Source organism: Paenibacillus sp. J22R160 (assembly GCF_059692135.1).
The window spans coordinates 367,754-388,457 of record NZ_JCAUAU010000005.1 but is presented as its reverse complement, the minus strand read 5'-3'; the positions used below and the strand labels follow the sequence as shown (position 1 = coordinate 388,457).

At 50.1% G+C, this 20,704-nt stretch carries 18 protein-coding genes; 17 read left to right on the top strand and 1 reads right to left on the bottom strand.

The genetic code is table 11. The features are described from left to right. Positions 1 to 8 precede the first annotated feature (8 nt). From AC58UW_RS15375 to AC58UW_RS15365, 3 genes are read left to right on the top strand one after another with little or no spacing between them, the layout of a single operon-like run. A complete protein-coding gene (locus AC58UW_RS15375) occupies positions 9 to 836 on the top strand; it encodes a phytanoyl-CoA dioxygenase family protein (RefSeq protein WP_497421509.1) in 828 nt (275 codons plus the stop codon). 24 nt (positions 837 to 860) lie between these two features. Then, a complete protein-coding gene (locus AC58UW_RS15370; protein ID WP_497421508.1) occupies positions 861 to 1,619 on the top strand; it encodes an SDR family oxidoreductase in 759 nt (252 codons plus the stop codon). 24 nt (positions 1,620 to 1,643) lie between these two features. Beyond that, positions 1,644 to 2,636: a LacI family DNA-binding transcriptional regulator gene (locus AC58UW_RS15365; RefSeq protein ID WP_497421507.1), complete on the top strand. Its 993-nt coding sequence runs from the start codon at positions 1,644 to 1,646 to the stop codon at positions 2,634 to 2,636. Between the two features lie 31 nt (positions 2,637 to 2,667). Here AC58UW_RS15365 and AC58UW_RS15360 read toward each other — a convergent pair whose 3' ends face one another. After that, positions 2,668 to 4,308, bottom strand: coding sequence for a GMC oxidoreductase (locus AC58UW_RS15360; protein WP_497421506.1), 1,641 nt, complete (start codon positions 4,306 to 4,308; stop codon positions 2,668 to 2,670). Positions 4,309 to 5,133: 825 nt separating this feature from the next. On the opposite strand from AC58UW_RS15360, the gene AC58UW_RS15355 reads away from it, so the two are divergent. The 14 genes from AC58UW_RS15355 to AC58UW_RS15290 all read left to right on the top strand — a co-directional run bounded on the left by AC58UW_RS15355 (position 5,134) and on the right by AC58UW_RS15290 (position 20,677). Beyond that, a complete protein-coding gene (locus tag AC58UW_RS15355) occupies positions 5,134 to 6,288 on the top strand; it encodes an N-acetylglucosamine-6-phosphate deacetylase (protein ID WP_497421505.1) in 1,155 nt (384 codons plus the stop codon). A gap of 19 nt (positions 6,289 to 6,307) precedes the next feature. Next, positions 6,308 to 7,408: an alanine racemase gene (locus tag AC58UW_RS15350; RefSeq protein WP_497421504.1), complete on the top strand. Its 1,101-nt coding sequence runs from the start codon at positions 6,308 to 6,310 to the stop codon at positions 7,406 to 7,408. A gap of 54 nt (positions 7,409 to 7,462) precedes the next feature. After that, a complete protein-coding gene (locus tag AC58UW_RS15345; protein WP_497421503.1) occupies positions 7,463 to 7,867 on the top strand; it encodes a RidA family protein in 405 nt (134 codons plus the stop codon). Then, entirely contained in the window at positions 7,860 to 9,383 is a 1,524-nt protein-coding gene (locus AC58UW_RS15340) for a M81 family metallopeptidase (RefSeq protein WP_497421502.1), read from the top strand. Before AC58UW_RS15345 ends, AC58UW_RS15340 begins: the two co-directional genes overlap by 8 nt. Further along, a complete protein-coding gene (locus AC58UW_RS15335) occupies positions 9,380 to 10,696 on the top strand; it encodes an aspartate aminotransferase family protein (RefSeq protein WP_497421501.1) in 1,317 nt (438 codons plus the stop codon). Before AC58UW_RS15340 ends, AC58UW_RS15335 begins: the two co-directional genes overlap by 4 nt. 13 nt (positions 10,697 to 10,709) lie before the next feature. Further along, positions 10,710 to 11,468: an SDR family NAD(P)-dependent oxidoreductase gene (locus AC58UW_RS15330; RefSeq protein WP_497421500.1), complete on the top strand. Its 759-nt coding sequence runs from the start codon at positions 10,710 to 10,712 to the stop codon at positions 11,466 to 11,468. A 21-nt stretch (positions 11,469 to 11,489) separates the two neighbouring features. Further along, positions 11,490 to 12,299, top strand: coding sequence for an IclR family transcriptional regulator (locus AC58UW_RS15325; protein ID WP_497421499.1), 810 nt, complete (start codon positions 11,490 to 11,492; stop codon positions 12,297 to 12,299). Positions 12,300 to 12,313: 14 nt separating this feature from the next. Next, a complete protein-coding gene (locus AC58UW_RS15320; protein WP_497421498.1) occupies positions 12,314 to 13,255 on the top strand; it encodes a Gfo/Idh/MocA family oxidoreductase in 942 nt (313 codons plus the stop codon). 37 nt (positions 13,256 to 13,292) lie between these two features. Beyond that, positions 13,293 to 14,123 (top strand): HpcH/HpaI aldolase family protein, encoded by an 831-nt coding sequence (locus tag AC58UW_RS15315; protein ID WP_497421497.1) that lies wholly within the window; start codon positions 13,293 to 13,295, stop codon positions 14,121 to 14,123. Positions 14,124 to 14,135: 12 nt separating this feature from the next. After that, positions 14,136 to 14,927 (top strand): SDR family oxidoreductase, encoded by a 792-nt coding sequence (locus AC58UW_RS15310; protein ID WP_497421496.1) that lies wholly within the window; start codon positions 14,136 to 14,138, stop codon positions 14,925 to 14,927. A 45-nt stretch (positions 14,928 to 14,972) separates the two neighbouring features. Continuing rightward, entirely contained in the window at positions 14,973 to 15,761 is a 789-nt protein-coding gene (locus AC58UW_RS15305; RefSeq protein WP_497421495.1) for an SDR family NAD(P)-dependent oxidoreductase, read from the top strand. A 102-nt stretch (positions 15,762 to 15,863) separates the two neighbouring features. Further along, a complete protein-coding gene (locus AC58UW_RS15300) occupies positions 15,864 to 18,107 on the top strand; it encodes a helix-turn-helix domain-containing protein (protein WP_497421494.1) in 2,244 nt (747 codons plus the stop codon). A gap of 230 nt (positions 18,108 to 18,337) precedes the next feature. After that, positions 18,338 to 19,180: a PIG-L deacetylase family protein gene (locus AC58UW_RS15295; RefSeq protein WP_497421493.1), complete on the top strand. Its 843-nt coding sequence runs from the start codon at positions 18,338 to 18,340 to the stop codon at positions 19,178 to 19,180. Between the two features lie 57 nt (positions 19,181 to 19,237). Beyond that, entirely contained in the window at positions 19,238 to 20,677 is a 1,440-nt protein-coding gene (locus AC58UW_RS15290) for an extracellular solute-binding protein (RefSeq protein ID WP_497421492.1), read from the top strand. Positions 20,678 to 20,704 lie beyond the last annotated feature (27 nt).

Here is a 20,704-nt window from a genome sequence, read left to right as displayed (position 1 = left end):
GTATTCACATGACACAAACAAAATTAGATATTCCTGCACTTATTCAGCAGTTTAACGAGAACGGTTATTTGATACTGCCGGGCGTTTTGTCAGAAGAAAAGGTTAACCGTTTAAACGCTGCCATTGACCGTATTGTCGCAGAGGAACCGGAATCATTAGCTTATAACATTTATAACAGCATTGAGAGGGACGATGAAATAGCTTCGCTGATCGATGAACCGACGCTGCTTCCTCTCATGGTTAATCTGCTTGGCTATAACATTCAGCTGCACATTTCACACTTAACTGTACGTAAACCGAATCCCAATGATGTGAAAACCGAGTCGCACAGCTTCATTAACTGGCATCAAGATGGTCCGCATCCACAGTTTCCGAAGCAAGATGGCATCACCTCTGCCTATTACATCAAAACATGCTATATCTTAAGCGATATGTCCCAGCCGGACCGTGGTAATACCAAAATCATCCCTGGCTCGCATAATAAGCCGTTTCATCCAGAGAGTCAGGACGTGGATGGTCAAGTGGCAGGGGAAATGCAAGTATGCGGCAAGCCGGGCGATGTGTTCATATTCCCGCAAAACCTCTGGCACGCCGGTGCGCCTAATCGCTCGGAATTTACACGCCGGCAATTGTTTCTAGGTTACAGCCCGATCTGGATGAGACCCATTGACTACCGCACGGCATCCGATCGATTGCTGGAAAACGCCTCTCCTTACCGGAAGCAGCTTCTAGGTGTCATTGATGAGAATCCGTTTAAATATTATGTTCCATCTGAATCTATGGTACCATTAAAGGAGCTGTACAATCAGGATGCTGGCAAAAGCGTCTACAAATAAACTCACTTGGAAGAGGTGGATATCTTGGGTTCATCAACAAGGTTAGAGGGCAAGGTCGCGCTTGTTACAGGAGCGTCACGCGGACTGGGGCGTCATATCGCAGCTGCGCTTGCGGCAGCCGGAGCGAATGTTGCTGTTAACTATGCATATAGCGTGCAGGATGCAGAGGAAACGGTTCGGCTGATTACTACCGCAGGAGGCAGCGCTACATCTTTTCGCGCTGACATCACAAGCGAGGGAGAAGTTAGCGAGCTCATCGAGCGAGTGGAGCAGCATTTTGGCAGGAGCATTGATATTCTGGTCAACAATGCGACAGGCCCTCAGCCGATGCTATCGATTGAAGAGAGTACATGGCAGACCTACTTGGATCAACTGGATTTCTTTGTGAAAGCGCCTTTACTGCTTGCGCAAGCAGTGCTCCCGGGAATGAAGTTGAAGAGAGAGGGAAGTATTATTCATATCGGCAGTGAAGTCGTGCAAATCGGGAATGCCAACTTCTCCAGCTATGTCACGGCTAAGTCATCCATGGTAGGCATGACGCGATCTTGGGCAAGCGAGCTGGGACCTCACGGTATCCGGGTCAACTTGGTGGCACCAGGTTGGATACCTGTGGAGCGGCATGAGGGAGTCAGCACGGAAGGATACCGAACCGGCGTGCCGCTTGGGCGAGTCGGGGAGCCGGCAGATATTGCGAATGCCGTCGTGTTCTTAGCATCGTCGGAGTCAGGTTTTGTTACTGGGCAATGTCTCTCGGTTAACGGGGGCAATACGTTTGGGATTTGATCACATTTGTTAGGGTGAAAGCGAATGGTAACTAGAAAGGATGTAGCCGACCGCGCAGGAGTTTCCTCTGCGGTCGTTTCCTATGTTTTGAATAATCGGGAGATTGTGAAGGAAGAGACAAGGCAGAAAGTGCTGGAAGCCATTCGCGAGCTTGGCTATCAACCGAATTTATTAGCGCAAAGTTTGAAAACGAAGAAGTCGCGACAGATCGCCGTGCTGATCAACTATCTCGGGAACCCTTTTGAGGCCGGTCTATTGATAAATATCGAGCAGCATGCGAAAGACAGAGGGTACTTTGTGTTTTTCCAAACCTACAAGCAAGAGGAAGAAGATCAGCTCAAGAGCTTGTTCATGGGCAGAGTGGATGGTATTCTACTGCTTGGACAATCGCTGAAGCAGCAGGTGGTGGAGCATTTTCTGGCGCTTGATATGCCGATTGTGTCTGCTTTGAAGCCAGCGGGTTCAGATTCGGGCGCTTCAGTACCCTATATGGATTTGGATTGGGAAGCCGAGATGAGTAAGTTGGTCCGTCATTTGCAGCAGCAAGGCCATACTCGGATTGGCTTTATGGGCAGTGGTGATGGTGCGCAGCATTATGAAATCAGGTTGCAGGCATTCATTCATGCCTTGGGACAAGCAGGCTCCACATGGCGTTCTGAGGATTTATTGAATGGTGGAGGCAGGTTTGAGTCGGCTGAACGGGTGTTGCATGCTGAATTGATTCGTCAGTCCGCGCTCTTCACTGCACTGGTTTGCGCCAATGATCTGATGGCTGCAGGCTGCCTCGCCGCTTGCCGCAAGGCTGGTGTCGGGGTGCCGAGTCAGCTGGCTGTTGCTGGTTGCGAGGATATTCTGATGTCCTCGCAGACGGACCCTCCGCTGACGGCGATCCATTATCCTCGTCCGCAAATAGGCGAAGCAGCTATGAGATTGCTGCTGGATACGATAGAAGGAAACGTAGCTGAAACGCCTCTTTTTTCAGGGGAGCTGGTTGTTCGGCGATCTACGGAGGTTTGATGATGGGCCTTGCCGGTTATGCCGGCAGGGCTTATTTTGCTAATTGATGGATAATATGATCAGCCGTCCGAATGGCTAAGGCAATTGTTGTCAATGTAGGATTGGCGGCACCGCTGTACGGTATAACGCTATTGTCAGCCACATAGAGGTTCGACATTCCGTGTATACGGCCATATGGATTCGTTGCAGAAGTAGAAGGATCATTCCCCATGCGGCAGCTCCCCATTTCGTGGAAATCTTCTCCCGGTACGTAAAAAGCTAATTCGGGCTGGTGATTCTTGGCACCAATGGATCCTTGAAGACTGGAGATCATATGGTTTGTGGCATGCAGCATTTTGCCAATAATGATCTTATCCTTCTCGCTGTAGGAGAAATGAACTTGTATTTCTGGAACCCCATACACGTCCAATCTAGAGCGGTTAAGAGAGATATAATTTTCAAACTGCGGCTCTACAACACCCAAAGTTTCGATTCCGATATCAAATTCCTTTAGGACTTCTTTATTTTCAAAAACCGGATACCATAAATATCTTTCTAGATCCGGTCCATATAGGATCATTTGATAGGGCTCAACAGCTGTTCGAGGCTTCCAAATAAAAAGCGTTCCCAACACGTCTGGGAAATAGCTGCGGTCAATCTTAACGGTCGCCACGATTTTGGAGTGGTTCATTAAATAATGACCGATCGCTTTTCCTGGAATGCCGGAATTCAAGAGTAGGCGGGGGGTTTCCCAGGTACTCGCGGACACGACAATTGTTTTTGCTTTGATAAAATAAGATGTCATATCGGGAGACATGACTCGCAAACCTGTTGCGCTTCCATTTTCGGACAAGATTTGAACAGCGCGTGCATTAACGGCCAAATCAAACGGTCGTTGATTTAAGGCTGAACCCAGAAAGGCGATGGAACTGAATAAAGCGTTAGAATGGACCTGACCGAACTTCGTTGCCGAAAGATCAATGGCCGTCGGGAGCTCTGTGATCTCTGGAAAACCGCATCCTCTAAGTATTTCGAGCATCGTCTTTGTAATCGTAGAATCTTGCGTATATCCTTTCGAAATATTCATTATCCGTTCAGCAATGTTATAGTAGGGGGTCAATTCTTCGTAAGAGATCGGCCATTCTTTCATGTCGACGGGATGCATACGAGGCGAGGCTGTCGACCAGAACAAGGTTTTGCCGCCGAGCGCGAAAACTTGAGATGCTCCCGGGTATTCGGGTTGGGACTTGCCTAGCGGATACGAGATATTTTTGTATAAGTCACGTTTGCGCGATGCATTCAATGTAGGAATATTCATGCTGTGCGTGGGAATCAGGAGATCTCCTCTCTCGACGATACCAATCCTTTTGCCGTCTAATCCCCATTGCTGGCATAATCTCCATAGCACGGCAGGACCTCCCGCACCGGCACCTACAATAAGCACGTCGTATTCGGTTTCTGACATTTTTTCTAATGAAGTCAAAGGAATCCACTGTTTAAGATCGGTTTCAGGAGGCTGAGGCGTAGCGATGGGAATATGGATCATTCTTTTTAAATTCACCGTTTGCCCAGCTATGTAAGTATCGGGATTTTGAATATGGGGATTGAGAGATAGTAGTTTATGTATATCTAGACGCATACGATAGGCGACACTTCTTAAAGTATCGCCAGTTTGTGCCGTATAGGAATCCATAACAGGTCACATCCATTCTGCAATTATGTATATAGCTTATGAGTAGGAGTTCTATTTATGAGGATGGATTTCGCATTTGTTGAAGGGGGGTGATAGGGAACAGGAAGTAGGTATGATTGGCATGGAGGGGTGATCTTACTTGGGATTTAGCAGGAATAGATGGAAAATCCACCGTTAATCTGTGCTGTTGAGTCTGTCAGGAGTCGAATAGCGGGAGAAGTTCCAGCTAAATCGTCGGCAGCTGGGCGAAACTCCCTGCTTACGTAAAGATTAGCGGGAGAAAATCCAGTTAGTTGGACAAAAGTGGGAGAATCGCGGGGAATAGATGGAGAAATCGGCGTTATTTGCAAAAGTAGATCATCTACTCAACTTGGCGCAGCTCCACACAGATGATGAGTAAGTTGCTTCGGAGGAAATAGATGGAAAATCTACCATTAATCTGCGCTGTTGAGTGACTGGGAGTAGAATAGCGGGAGAAGTTCCAGCTAAATCGTCGGCAGCTGGGCGAAACTCCCTGGATACGTGAAGATTAGCGGGAGAAAATCCAGTTAGTTGGCCAAAAGTGGAGGATCCGCGGGAAATAGATGGAGAAATCGGCGTTATTTGCAAAGTAATCCATCTACTCAACTACTCAGAAAAGGTTAAATTCCTTGGATCATAGTAGAATTTTATTGGTTTTGTTCTATTTGTATGCGCTTTCCTACGGGCTATGGTCACTTTTCTTAGGTAGGTTCAATCTGAGTTTTTTTATCTTTTAGGCCCGTTTACTAGTTGTTATACTCATCAGTGAAACTGTGGTTTCAATTTAAGATGAGGGGTGGCTAGATGTCGGCAAAAGGCAGTATTGTGATTCAAAACGGCACGGTTGTGACGGCAGACAGGTTGATCCCGAACGGACTCGTTCACATCGAGAACGGGTGGATCGTCGGTGTAGGAGAAGCGGGCAGCGTGGAAGTGCCGACGGGGAGTGAGGTGCTGGATGCGGGAGGCGCCTATATCGCTCCAGGCTTTGTCGATATTCATTGCCATGGCGGAGGCGGGGTATGGTCGTGGGAACAGCCTTATGCATTTGCGCTTACGCACCTGAAGCATGGGACGACAGCGATTCTTCCTACGTTTACATACAACGAGAGTCGGGAACAAGTTCGGGATGGACTTGGAACCATTCTGTCAACGATGGAGTCGAGTAAGCCATTTGTGGAAGCAATCGTAGGTATTCATATGGAAGGTCCGTATATTAATAAAAAATACGGGGCCATCACATCCCCGATCCGTCCGGTTGATCCACAGGAATATGGTGACATATTGAGGGAGGCCGGTAATCGGATCAAGGTTTGGACGATGGCTCCAGAGCTCGATGGTCAGGATGGTTTTGTAAATGAAGCTGCCAAATACAATATTTCTTTGTCCGTCGGTCATTCCGAGGCGACTGCGGAGCAAATCTTCCGCTTTGTCCCTCAAGGTCTGAGAATCGGTTGTCACTGTACAAATGCTTCTGGCGTAACACCCTCCCCATCCCGCTATGGGGGAACGCGTGAAGTTGGTGTCGATGAGGCCGTTCTTGTTCATGACGATATTTATGCCGAAGTGATCCCTGATAGCGAAGGCATTCATGTCCGTCCTTTGATGCTGAAGCTGATTCATAAAACAAAAGGGACGGATCGTGTCATCATTATTACGGATGCGATGCCGGATGCCGGCGTTGATAAAGGAGACACCTCCGACGTGAATTGGAACCATCTTGGCCACTTGGCAGGAAGCCGACTGACGATGGACAAAGCCGTGCGCAATATGATGGTTCATGCGGGCGTCGGAATTGTGGATGCTTTCCGAATGGCTTCCCTCAACCCGGCAAAGGTCATTCACATGGAGGATCAAATGGGGAGTATTGCACAAGGCAAGCGGGCGAATCTTCTTCTTATAGATGAGGAGATCCGTATTCAACAGGTTATTTTACACGGCCAAATCGTAAATCTCTAGGAAGAAAGGCGGTGTAGGGATGCAATTCGAGGAGAACTTGGATACGCCGGCAATTGTGATAGATCTGGATCGGCTGGATGCCAATCTTAAACGTACGGCTACCTTAGCGTTGAGCGCAGCCGTACGTTTAAGACCCCATACAAAGACGCATAAGAGCATTTGGATCGCGCAGGAGCAGCTGCGGCACGGGGCCTCCGGCATAACCGTAGCAAAGTTAGGCGAAGCCGAGGTTATGGCGAATGGAGGCATAGACGATATCTTGATCGCCTATCCGATTGTAGGCCGCATTAAGCTTGAGCGACTCGGGCGATTGCTGCAGCAAATCAAGGTGTCTGTCAGTGTAGACAGCTATGAGGTGGCCAAAGGGCTGTCGGAGCTTGGTGAACATCTGAAGCTGCGAGTTCCGCTCTATCTGGATGTCAACAGCGGCTTGAACCGCTGTGGGAAAGAGCCCGGGGAAGAGACGGCCGAGCTAGCGCTAGAAATAGCGAAGCTGCCAGGCATCCGGTTAGCCGCCTTGATGACGCATGCGGGCCAAGCGTACGGCAAGAGTCGTGCCGACGATTGTCTGGAGGTCGCCTTGGCCGAGGCGGAAGCGCTGCTGGAATCGCAGCGCGAACTGAGGAGACTCGGCGTCGATGTGCCGGACATTAGCGTCGGTTCAACGCCGACGTCGAAGTTCATTGGCGAGCTCGCCGGAAGCGGGGTCACCGAGATCCGTCCGGGCGCGTACGTGTTCGGAGACGGCTCCCAGCTGTACACAGGGCTGATCGGCGAAGAGGAATGCGCAATGCGCATTTATGCGACTGTCGTCAGCACGCCGAGGTCGGGCACTGTGATCATCGATGCTGGGTCAAAGACACTGTCGAGTGACAGCAGCGCTCATCGCAAAGGCTTTGGGCTGATCACGGAATTCCCTGATATCCTCGTGGAGAGGCTCAGCGAGGAGCATGGTATTTTATCCGTTCCAGATGGTGTTCAATTGAAAATTGGCGACGTGGTAGCCATTATTCCGAATCATTGCTGCGCTGTTACCAATTTGCATAATCAGTTGCTGGGCGTACGGAATGGTCAGCTAGAGCGAATCATCACCGTAGATGCAAGAGGCAAAGTGAAGTAGCATGAACGAACATGAACGAACATGGAGATATCCATATAAAGGAGAATGATACGTATGTCACAGCATATTCATACGAGCCTTGCGCCTGAATTCCCGCTTCCTTTTTCCCAGGCGCTCCGAGCCGGTGATTTTGTCTATGTCTCAGGCCAAGTCGGCGTGGATCCCGCTACCCGTGAGGTCGTTGGCGAAACGATTGAGGAACAAACCGTCCAATGCTTGCGCAATATTGAGACCATTCTAGAGGCGGCTGGACTTTCGCTCGATCATATTGTGAAAATCAATGCCTTCCTTTCCAGACAGGAGGATTTCCCGGGCTATAACAAGGCGTATGAAAACGTCATGAAGAAGCCTTTTCCTGCCAGAACCTCGATTGGATGCTCCATCGGCAGCTATTTAGTAGAGATTGACGCCATTGCTTACGCCGCTTCCCGCCGCGGAGAAAGCCGTGAAGATGAGTAACCGTCAGCTTCGGATTGCTGTAGCTGGTATTTTGCACGAAACGAATACGTTCGCGCCGGGCGTAACGGATCTGCCCCATTTTTGCGATCAGTGGACAGTTGGATTCAAAGCATTTACCGCACGGTACGCGGAAACAAGAACCTCCATGGGCGGGGTGATCGCAGCGGCAGCGAGCCATGGCATCGACTTGATACCAGGCTTGTACGCAGCGGCGACGCCAAGCGGAATGGTGGAGGCGGCTGCAGGAGACGCTCTGATCGACGAACTTGTGGGCAGTATCGACAGTGAGGCGGCAGGACTGATCTTAATCATGCACGGCGCCATGGTATCCGAGCCGTACCCTGATTATGAAGGCGAATGTCTCAAGCGTCTTCGCGCTAGACTGGGGCCTGAGTTTCCGATCGCCATGACACTTGATCTGCATGGCAATATCAGTCAGGACATGGTACGGCATGCGGATCTGATCGTCGGGTATGATACCTACCCCCATGTGGATATGTACGAACGGGCTGTCGAGGCCTTTGATTTGCTAATCCGTAAAATCCGAGGGGACATTCGTCCGGTACGGGCGTTAGCGCACACGGGGATGCTGGTTGTACCGCAAGGTATGCTGACCGATAAGGGCAGCATGAAGCAGCTAATGGAGCTTGCGTTCAGCATGGAGCGCATCCCTGGCGTCCTGAACGTGACGGTGGCGGGAGGCTTCCCATACAGCGATGTGCCGGATGCAGGCATGTCGATCGTTGTGACCACGGACGGTGATCCGGACTTGGCCAATCGCTGTGCGGCGGAACTTGCGCAGATAGCTATCGACCACAAGGCGTCGTTTAATGTGTCCTATCTGACACCGCGCGAAGCAGTAGCCGAAGCTCTCGCCCAGCCGGAAGGTCCCGTCATTATCGCGGAAGGCTCCGATAATGTCGGAGGAGGGGCTCCGGCTGACGCGACTCATGTCTTAGCGGAGCTGATAGCTTCGCCGCAAAAAGCGTTGATCGTGATCCGCGACCAGGAAGCGGTGGAAGCTGCTAGGCACGCCGGCATCGGAGGCGAATTCGAAGGCTGGGTCGGCGGTAAAAGCGATGAGCTGCACGGCAAACCGGTCAAGGTTAAGGGCAAAGTCCGGCTGCTGTTCGACGGGCATTATCGGCATGTTGGGCCTTATATGACCGGGCAGCAAGCGGAGATGGGCTTAACAGCCGTCGTTGAATGCGGACAGTTGACGCTGATTTTGACGGAAAAACGGGTGGCCCCGTGGGACGTTGGTCATGTGCGCTCGGTCGGGCTATGGCCGGCTGATTATCACATCATCGTGGCCAAATCGGCGCTCGCTTGGCAGACGGCTTTCGGATCGTTCGCCAAGCATGTGATTAACGTGGATTCACCGGGGTGCTGCAACGCGAATCTGGCGCATTTTGACTATCATCATGTCCTGCGCCCTGTTTATCCTTTAGATGAGACGCCAGTGCCGAGATTCGGAATGTACGATGAAGCAACGAATAGGGAGGATTCACGATGATGCAAACCCAGAATTCGAGGCAGAAATATACGGAATCACAAGCTTTTTTGGCTGGCGGGGTGGCAAGTTCCTTAAGAAGCGCGATGAAACCTACACCTTTATTCGCCGCTGGAGGATCAGGTCCGATCATCCGAGATGTGGACGGCAACGAATTTATTGATTACTTGCTCGGCTATGGACCCTTGATTCTAGGCCATGCGCATGAAGCCACCGCCTCGCGTGTCTATGAAGCCATGCAGCGCGGGATTACCTTCGGACTTCAGCATCAGGGAGAGATCGCGTTAGCTCGTCGATTGACAGAGATTTTACCCTGTGCGGACAAGGTAGCATTAAGCGGATCGGGCACAGAAGCGGTCATGCTGGCGCTCCGATTAGCTAGGGCGCACACCGGCAAGCGAAAAGTCGTCCGCTTCCACGGCCATTATCACGGGTGGTCGGATACCATTTTCACCTCGTTTCCAAGCTCGGATATGCGTAAGTCCAGCACGCAAGTCGGCGCTGTAGAAGACAAACCAGTTGTCCCAGGCACAGGTGGGCAGAGCGATTTGGCGCTTGAGGAAATTCTTCTGCTGCCATGGAATGATACTGCTGCGCTGGAAGCGGCGCTCCGTGAGCATAAGGATGACATTGCGGCTGTCATTTCCGAGCCCGTGATGTGCAATTCGGGCTGCGTATTGCCGAAGCCGGGCTATCTGGAGTGTATGCAGGAGCTGACGAAAGAGCTGGGCATTGTCATGATTTTGGATGAGGTGATTACCGGTTTCCGGCTCGGCCTTGGCGGCGCGCACGGGAGGTTCGGGCTGAAGCCAGATTTGGTTACGATCGGCAAAGCTTTGGGCGGAGGGATCGCGATCAGTGCTGTGGCCGGCAGGCAGGAAATCATGGTACTCATTGAGAACGGCACGGTCAGCCATCTCGGTACGCTTAACGGGAATGGTGTTGCGACGGCCGCCGCTTTGGCGACCATTGCAGAACTGTCGCAGGAGGAGGGTGCGGTTTTTGCGCAGATGGAAACAAACGCAAGCAAGCTGGTCGAAGGGATTCGCAGCTTGCTCGTGAAACATGGGATTCCTGGCCTCATCAACCATATAGGGCCTGTCTTCCATATGATGTTTACGCATGAGCCGAAAGTAGACGATTTCGCTTCTTTTATGAAGCGGGATGCGGCTAAGTACACCGAGTTTTCAGGTAACATGCTGGAGGAGGGTGTGCTGGTTCGATCCAACGGACTGTGGTACATTTCCGCCGCACATGGCCAGCGGGAAATTGAAGAGACGTTAGCGGCTGTTGATCGGGCGCTGGCTCGCTTATAAGGGGGAAAACCGGATGAGAATGACAGATAAGATCGCGCTTATCACCGGCGGCTCAACCGGCATAGGGAAGGCGACGGCTGTCCGCTTTGCCGCAGAAGGAGCCAAGGTGGCTATCACCGGGAGGGAGAAGGCCGCGCTTCAAGCAGCCGCCGAGGAAATTATTGAACAAGGCGGGCAGGTCATTTGGATAGATGGCGATGTGCAGTTCAAAGCGGATGTTGACCGGATGGTAGATACGGTGCTAAGTCATTGGGGCACGATTGACGTATTGGTCAACAATGCGGGGATTTGCAGCCCGGCCTCTTTCCTAGAGATCGAGGAAGCGGAGTGGGACCGGCATATGGCCATTAACTTGAAAGGAACGTTTCTCGCGGGGCAAGCCGTTGCGAAGGTGCTCGTCAAGCAGGCCAAAGGCGGCTCGATTATTAATATGTCCAGCGTGAACGGCCTTGCAGCAGAGAAGGATCAAGCGCACTATAATGCAACCAAAGGCGGCATCAACTTGCTCACCATGTCCATGGCCATTGAGCTTGCGCCGCTTGGCATTCGCGTCAACGCGCTGTGTCCGGGCTTTATCGAGACACGGCTAACGAAGCCGCTGATCGATAATCCGGCCGCTTTTGGGCCGTATCTGCAAACGATTCCGATGGGACGCGCCGGAGTGCCGGAGGAGATTGCCGACGCTGCGCTTTTTATGGCGACGAACGATTCGCGTTATATGACGGGCCATTGCCTCGTGGTGGATGGCGGGCAGCTCATTAAGCTATCTTAACGAAGGAGAGCAAACTTACCTATGAGCATGGATGTAAGTCAGAAACAGGAACGCTACACTATCCAAACGATTGACAAAGCGTTGGATTTGCTGGAGCTGCTGGCTGAACATGGTTCCCTGAATTTGCTGGAGCTGACGGATCTGCTCGATCAACCCAAATCATCGACCTATCGAATCATCTTGACGTTGGAACAACGGGCGTTCATCAGTAGAAGTGACGACAACGGCAAGTATTGTCTCGGCTACAAGCAATTAATGCTGACGCGAGGGTTGTTGGAACGCAACACACTTAGAGCCTCTGCGATGCAAGAAATGAAAAAGCTCTCAGAGCGCTTTGGAGACACTATCAATTTAGGTGTTCTAGTGGACGGCGAGGTGCTATATGTGGACATTATTGAGAGTACACAACCGCTCCGCATGACAGATACTGTAGGCTCCAAATCTCCTTTTCATGCTACAGCGATGGGAAAAGCCATGACCGCTTACTTGCCGGAAGATAAAGTTAGGGAGCTAATTACACGTCATGGACTGCCGGCAATGACCAAACATACCCTTATTTCACCTGAATCCATATTTGCTGAATTAAATCAGGTTAGGCAGCAAGGATTTTCGATGGATGATCAAGAAATTGTAGAGGGTGCGCGTTGTTTGGCGGCTCCAATCTTTAATATGTACGGGACCATCGAGGGTGCGGTTAGCCTATCAGGGGCCATGCACCGATTTGCGCCAGACGTTTTGCCCGAAATGGCAGAAAGCATTAAGGCGGCAGCTCATCAGATCTCCCGAAAGCTGGGTTACCCCTATACACCAACCGCTATGGACGATAAATGAGAGGAGAGCACTTCATGCAACCCTTGCGCATTGCGGTTCTCGGGATGGTGGAGGGGAACGGCCACCCTTACTCCTGGAGTGCCATGTTCAACAACTATAATAAGTTAACGATGGCAGAGTGCCCCTATCCGGCTATTCCAGCCTATCTTGCAAAAGAACCAAATGAAAACCTGCAAATTCCAGGCGCTTCTGTGACGCACATCTGGACAGATGATCCCAAGGACGCGGAACACGTGGCGAAAGCGGCTCTCATTCCTCATATCGTGAGCTGGCCAGAGGATGTGATCGGGCATGTGGATGCTGTTATGATCACGACGGATAAAGGTCATGAGCACGTGGAACGCTGCCGGCCGTTCGTCGAAGCAGGAATTCCTATTTTTGTTGATAAACCGTTGGTTGATAATGAGCCTGATCTTAGGCAATTCCAGCGATGGGTACGGGATGGCGCCCGAATCATGTCCTCCAGCTGCATGCGCTATTGCAAAGAATTCATGCCTTATCGCACTTCAATTCATTCTCTAGGAGAACTTCGTTATACAAGCATCACGACTTGCAAAAGCTGGGAGCGCTACGGCATCCACGCTTTGGAGTCCATTTACCCCATTCTAGGCCCCGGTTTTCTTTCTGCACAAAACGTTGGAACCAAGGAACGAAATATCGTGTTATTTAAGCATCGCACACATGGTGATGTTGCTGTAATTGCGATTGAAGATCTATATGGTTCGCATGGCCTCTTGCAGCTGTGCGGCACGAGTGCGAGCGCTACTGTCAGTTCCCAAGATACGTTTTATTCCTTCAAAACTCAGCTTGAAGCTTTCATCGATTACTTGCATACAGGAGAGCGTCCTTTTCCGTTCAGTGAAACGGAAGAATTAATGCGTATGGTCATTGCCGGCATTCGTAGCCGGGAAGAAGGGGGAAGAATTGTCCCTCTGGAAGAAATCGCTGCGGATTAAATCCGTTTTTCGCATACACATGAAGGAGGAGCAAAGGATGACAACACAATTTCATATGCGTCCGAGTCGAGTTTTACGCAAGCTAAGATCTGGGGAAACGGCAATCGCACTGAAGTTAAATCTCGCTGACCCGCGAATTACGGAAATGGCTGCCAGGATTTCTGGCGTGGACTGCCTCTGGACGGACATGGAGCATGTCCCCAATGATTGGGCTGTGATCGAGCGGCAAATATGGGCTGCGAAAGCTTATGATGTGGATGTCCTTGTGCGCGTGGCGAGGGGCAGCTATAGCGATCTGATTCGCCCGCTGGAGATGGATGCAGCGGGGATCATGATTCCTCACGTGATGAGTCTGGCGGATGCCAAACAAATTATCCATCATACGAAGTTTCACCCCATCGGCCGTCGCCCGCTCGATGGCGGGAATGCCGATGGCGCTTTCTGCAATTTGGAGCTGGGCGAATACATCTCACAGGCGAATGAGCAGCGTTTCAATGTGCTGCAGATTGAAGATCCGGAGCCGCTCTCTGAGCTCGAGGAGATGATTGCACTGCCTGGCCTGGACATGATCTTCTTCGGTCCCGGGGATTTCAGCCAAGGCATAGGCGCACCTGGCAAGTGGGACCACCCACTGCTGTTAGAAACACGCCAGTTGGTCGCGCGTCTTGCTCAGAAGCACGGCAAATTCGCAGGAACGGTAGGCAGTCCGAGCAACCTGTCGGAGCTGACGGCAATGGGCTACCAATTTGTCAGCGTGGGAGCTGATGTCGTTGGATTTGGCCAGTATTTAAGCGGGATTGCCTCTAGTATCAACCGCGCCTCTGGAACCGGCACGGATTCTGTGTACGGCTCGACGAAGAGCAGTTAAGGAGGCAGGGATATGTATACGGAGCTGTTCTCTTTACAGCAAAAAAGTGTCGTGATTACGGGAGGGTCAGGTTATCTCGGTTCGGCGCTCACGGAAGCGCTGCTAGCCTTTGGCGCCGATGTCACGGTGGCGGATCTGACCTTCCGTTCCAATAAAACGCTGGAAACCGCCATTCAGGAAGGTCGTCTGCGCAACATAATCTGTGATGTCTCTGATACGGCTTCGATCCAGCATATGCTGCAAGTGCACTTCGCAGCCAGTGGGCGGCTGAACGTATTGGTCAACTGTGCTACCTATGGGGCAGGTTATGGCAAAGGAGCAGAGCTGGAATTCATGACAGATGAAGTTTGGCACAAAGGCGTAGACGGGACAGCAGGAACAACGTTCCGCTGTATCCGGGAAGCCATTCCATTCTTAAGAGAAAGCGGCGGAGGCTCCATCATCAATTTTGCCTCGATGTACGGTGTCGTTTCACCCGATCCTTCCATATATGGCGATAGCGGTGCGAACAACCCGCCGAATTATGGCACAGGAAAAGCCGGCGTCGTCCAACTAACCCGCTACTGCGCCGCTCATTTGGCGAAATACGGGATACGCTGCAACAGCGTATCTCCGGGACCTTTTCCGAACACCATCATTGGCCAGAATGAGGCATTTATTGAGCAGTTGCAGTCCAAAACGATGCTTGGCCGTGTAGGGAAGCCTGAAGAAATGACAGGTGCTGTCATTATGCTAGCCTCAGATGCCTCCAGTTATATGACCGGATCGAACCTGATGGTAGACGGCGGATGGACGGCTTGGTAACGATAGAAAAAGCGGTGCTTCTACAAGGGACAGGAGGAATTCGATTTGAATTCGCATGTGATGCAAAGTTTCTCGCTAGCCGGCAAGACGGTATTACTGACAGGAGGCGCTGGGCTCTACGGCACGCAGATTGCGACCGCTTGCGCGCAGGCCGGAGGCAGCGTGTATGTAACGTCTCGGGATGAATCGCGTCTTGAAGCGATTGAGGAAAAGTTCAGGCAAGAGGGCTACACGGTGCATGCCATCCAATTCGATCAAGAGAATCTGTCCTCGATTGCTGCGATCCGTGATAAGCTGGAAGAGCGAGAAGGAAAGTGCGATGTCCTCATCAATAATGCGGTTGCCCGCACGATGTCGCACTATAATGATTCACTTGAAAGCTTCGCGCGCAGCATGGCGGTTAATGCGACAGGGTTGTTCGAAATCACGCGCGTAATCGGAGATTGGATGGCCGAGAAGGGATCGGGTTCGATCATTAACATCGGTTCGATTCAAGGCATGGTTGGACCTGATCCTACGCTTTATGAGGGGCTGCCGCTAAACGGATTGGTCCCGGACTATTTCTTCCACAAAGGCGGCATGGTCAACTTCACCCGATTCATCGCCAGTTATTATGGCGCGCGTCAAGTCAGGTGCAACTGCATCTCGCCGGGAGGCTTCCAGACGGAGAAAAATCTCCCTGAATTTGTTCATCGCTATAACGACAGGACCATGTTAGGTCGCATGGCGAAGTCGGATGACATCTGGGGGCCAATCGTGTTCCTAGCCTCCGACGCTTCCCAATATGTAACTGGCACGAACCTTCCGGTAGACGGAGGTTACACAGCGAAGTAAACACCCATACACAAACGGCATCGACGTATGGTGCCGTTTTCGCGTACCCGCGGTTATGTCAATTTTGGCCTAGAAAAATAGATATTATGGGGGGTGAAGGTTATGAGAAGCTCTATGAATGGGTTCCGGGTTTTTCACGATCTAAAATTGGTAAAAAAGCTGTGGTTATCGTTCTCTCTGGTTACGCTTATTGCGCTCATAATCTTTGCGGTACTTTCTTCAACGTATATCAAACGATTTATGACGGACCGGGAAGGCAATGCCATGCTGCAGAAAATAGAGTATTTCACCGGCAGCATGGATAGTTACATTCAAAGTATTGAAAAATCCTCACAGCTCCTCGTCTACAATGAAAATATTCAAGACCCCTTAAGCGCCAATGCGGCGAATTTGAACGGCATGAATCGGATACAAGCTTACAATTACATCTATGATCAATTAAGGCAGTTATCTGCCAGGTTTTATGGTATTGAAGCCATTTATTTGGTGGATAAATACCAGAACGTTTACGACAGCGGTGTCGGGATGAATTTCACGCCCAGTTATTTGGTCAGCGATGAGTTCGTAAAGCAAGGCTGGTATGACAAAATGGCCAACAATAACAGCAGCAATTCGTTATGGTCGTTCATCAAATGGCGTGACAAGCAGACATCCATTGTCATGTTCAAGACCATTTACGATAAAAATAATCTGCAAATCCTCGGGTATCTCATCGTTTCCATTTCTCCAACGATCCTTAACAATTATTTGGCCTCATCTAATCTCGACGAAGGTACGAATAGTATCGTCGATTCTAATGGTTTTATTTTTTCCGCCGGCAGCGGAGCAGAGAATCCCCACATTGATATTGCTCGAATGACGGGTACGAAAGGGCATTATACCGAAGAACGTGACAACTATGTTGTCGCTTATTCGAAGCACCTTTTGACGAATTGGACGTTTGTTCACACAATCCCAGAGAGCTTGCTGCTTAAAGATTTGAAACGAATAAACAATTTATGGATCGCTTTTCTAGGGCTGTCCCTTGCTCTTATGGTGATTGTTTCGGTCTTCATCTCTAGGACGATTTCTATGCCGATGCGCAAAATGATTCGCATGCTCCGGCATGTCGAGCAGGGCAATTTGAATTTGAAATTCCAACCTTTATATAAAGATGAGCTTGGCGACCTTGGCCGTGCATTTAATCATATGATTGATAAAGTTCGAGAAGGCGAGCCGCTCATGCGGGAGAAGCTGGTCCGCTCTCTTATAGAAGGGAGCATGACGGAGTCAGAAGCACAGATGTTCGAGGAGCGGCTTGGTTTCCGCCTCAGCAGCACTTCGTTTCGAGTTGTACTTTTGCATGTGCATGGCGGTAATGAGAAAGAGATACTGGATCGGGCGGAATCGATCATCCATGAATTTGAAAATTGGCATGAGATGATAAGTATTTATTTATCGAGCGAACAGTACTGCTTAATTTTTAACGGCACCAATGAAGAAGTATTTAATAAAATCAATGTGTTGATCGCCGTGTTGAAAGAAAGGCTTGGCCTTCACATGTATGCGTTCGTAGGCAACCAATATGAGCATGTTAACTTGATCAAAATCTCGTTCGAGGAAGCCAAGACATTGCTGAATTATCTCGTCGGCGAACGAATGGATGAACAGACCAATGTCTTCTTCGTCGGAGATTCCTGGAAGCTGCAGTACCCTGAAGCATACGAAAACAAGCTTCTGTATTACATGGAGCAGCGCGATATCGACAACTGTGCAGCAGTGATGGAAGAGCTGATCGTCTATGCCAGAGCCAGCCATCTCGTGCCGCACGTACTGTATGCGTTAATGGCTTCGCTCTACAATCACTTGTATAAACTGCTAATTAAGTCCGGCCAATCAGCGGTCCTGAGCAAAAGTTGGTTCGGCGATGTACAGGAAAAGCTATTGTCACAGCCGCTGGAGAAGAACGGAAGACAGTTCATCGCGCTTGTCAGACAACACTTAAGTCCGAGTGTGCAAGAAGAAAAGAAACCTAGCAGAAGTATTCTCAAATCGTTGCAAATCATTAACGAGCAATACAGCGATGTTGGACTGGGCATTGATTCGGTCGTCGAGCAGGTCGGCCTAAACGCCAACTATTTCAGCCAATTATTCAAAAAAGAAGTCGGTGTCGGCTTTACGGACTACGTTGGGCAAGTGCGAATGGAACACGCCAAACGGCTATTGGAAGAACCCGCCAACAAAATCAAGGATATCGCCCTGCAGGTCGGATTTATGAATCCGCACTATTTCAGTATTTGGTTCAAGGACAATACCGGGCTGTCGCCTTCACAGTATCGTAAGCAGCTGTTAGGGCAAATTGGATGACCAAATAGATGACCATACAACTTTGTTATTTTAAGAAACAGGTCGAATTCCTTATATTCTCTTGTGGGACTAACGAAATCTAAGGTTTTCTAATGAATTTCACCTACGCAATGTTAGGGAGCCTATGCTACCTTGTTGGTAGATCACACTATTGATGTTGACAGCGCTGTGCAGATGGATTCGCAGAGGAGTCAACAGGTTCAACAATCTGATCATACAAGGAGGGCTCTATGAAAGTGATGACGATTTATGCGCACCCCGCCGATACGATCACGAATTGCGGAGGTACGCTGGCGCTTCACGCGAAGCGCGGAGATGAAGTTGTTGCTCTGATTTTGACACATGGAGGACGGCTGCATCCTAACAAATACGCCGAGGAATGGCGAAAAGACAATCCCGACGAGAGCCTTCTTCATGCGGGATTGGAAGAAATTGCGCTGAATAAGAGGCGGGAATTAGAGCGTGCCGCTCAAACGATCGGAATATCCAAGCTCATTTTACTTGATTATGATGACAATTATTCGACTGTTAATGAAGAGATCGTGAACCGAATCGCGGAAGAGGTGTCCAAGGAAAGGCCAGATATCGTGATTTGTGACTTTCCGATGAATACAGCCTTCCATAATCCGCATACGATCGCGACACAGATGGCGTTTGCCGGCCTAAGCAAGGTTTCGCTCTTCTTGAAAAACCTGGACGGTCAGGAGGACTATCAAGTGAAACAAATCTTCTTAACTTCGCTGCCGGTTAGTCCGATCGATGGTCTTAGCTTGTACGGGATGCGCAATGACGTGTTTATTGATATCAGCTCCGTTGTAGGCGAGAAGATCAAAGCGATGGATGAATTCAAAAGCCAAGGTTACAGCGGCTTATTCGCTCGCAAGCTGCTCGAATCCTACAACGGTGAATACGGCCGGGCGGCCGGCGTTAATTTCGCAGAAGGCTTTTACCGTGTCTATAACGAAACGCATTCGCATTTGCCCTTGACGGAAGCTGCACAAAGAAGTGATTTGTTAATGAGACATCTTTCTTATTCGACCATGAGTATTCGTGAGATGTTTCCCCTTACATGACTTCGTTTTCCACGTATAAATCCAATTCGCTTTACATAGGAAAAGGGGGCTGACGGAATGATCCGTAAAATGAAAAGTTATTCATTTAAATCATGGTTTGTAGCAGCAGGTGTATCGCTTCTCATGGCGACAACCGTAGGGTGCAGTACCGATGAGGGTTCTAGCAAACCGTCTCCGACAACAGCGCCCGCAGGCAGCGCGAGTCCGGCAGCTGCAGCTTCGCAAGCCCCGAAGGAAGATCCGAAGATTGAACTGACGGTCTGGGCCGCCCCGAATGGTACATACAAGCCGGGGCAAAAGGCCGGCGACTGGTTCAAAGAGGATTTGCTCCCTGAGTGGAACAAAATTCATCCGAACGTTAAGGTAAACATCGAGCTTATCCCTTTCGACGGCATTAATGAGAAGGTCACGACAGCGATTGCCTCCAAGTCGGCACCTAACGTCTTTCTGGATTATCCGGGACGTACTTTGGCGTATGGACAGATGGGCGCGCTGGCTTCCCTGGAGAATATTATTCCAGCAGAAGATCTGGCTCAAGTGAAGAAGAGTGCGGATATGATGAAAATGGTTTCGGTAGGCGGCAACGTTGTGACGATGCCCTACTACTCGACGCAGCTCGGATTGATTCTTGATAAATCCTTGTGGAAAGAGGCCGGAGCTGAAAATCTGCTTCCGCAAGATGAGTACAGGACGTGGACGCCGGATCAATTCAAAGCGGCATTGAAAGCAGTGGCGAACAAAGAGAAGGGCGTATACGGACTGACGCTGTTCGCTCTGAACGAACAAGGCGATCAGATTTATAACAACATCATCTCCGGTTACGGGGCCAAATTGTTTAATGCGGATTACACGAAATATACGGCTGGGGAAAGCCCGGAAACGGAAAAAGCACTAACTTTCTTCAAATCGCTGGTCGATGAAGGTCTTGTCACGCCGCATCCTGAAACGTTGACTTCTACGAACGCACTAGACTATTGGAAGCAGCGGAAGAACGGAATGGTCGTTGCCTCGGCTGCCCACTCCGATATCATTAAGAACGGCTTGAAAGACGGAAGCGTCAGCGGACCGCATGAATACATGTACGTCAATTTCCCTTCGACAACACCAGGGCAAGCAGCGTTAAAGTCTGAAGTCGGTTTCGGAGTCGTATTCAAAAATGCGGATGCCGTCAAAGAAGAATGGGCGAAGAAATTCCTTTATTGGACGATGAAAGACAATACGATTTTCCAAACGGCTATGAAGTCCTTCAACCCGCTTGGCAAAGCGCCTGCTTGGACCGAAAGCGATCCTGAGCTTCAGTTCCTTGCTAAGTTGGCGACGAAAACGAAGGAATGGCCGGTGATTGATCCAGGCTGGGGAATCAAAGGTTATCCGGAGATGAGAGCCGCGATGTTCCCTGAAATCCAAAAGCTGTTTATCGGCATGTCAACGCCTAAGCAAACCATTGATACTATCTCCAAGAAGTTTAACGACACCATTGCCAAATACAATAAGTAAACGATGCGGCAGGTTGGCTGTTGTCAC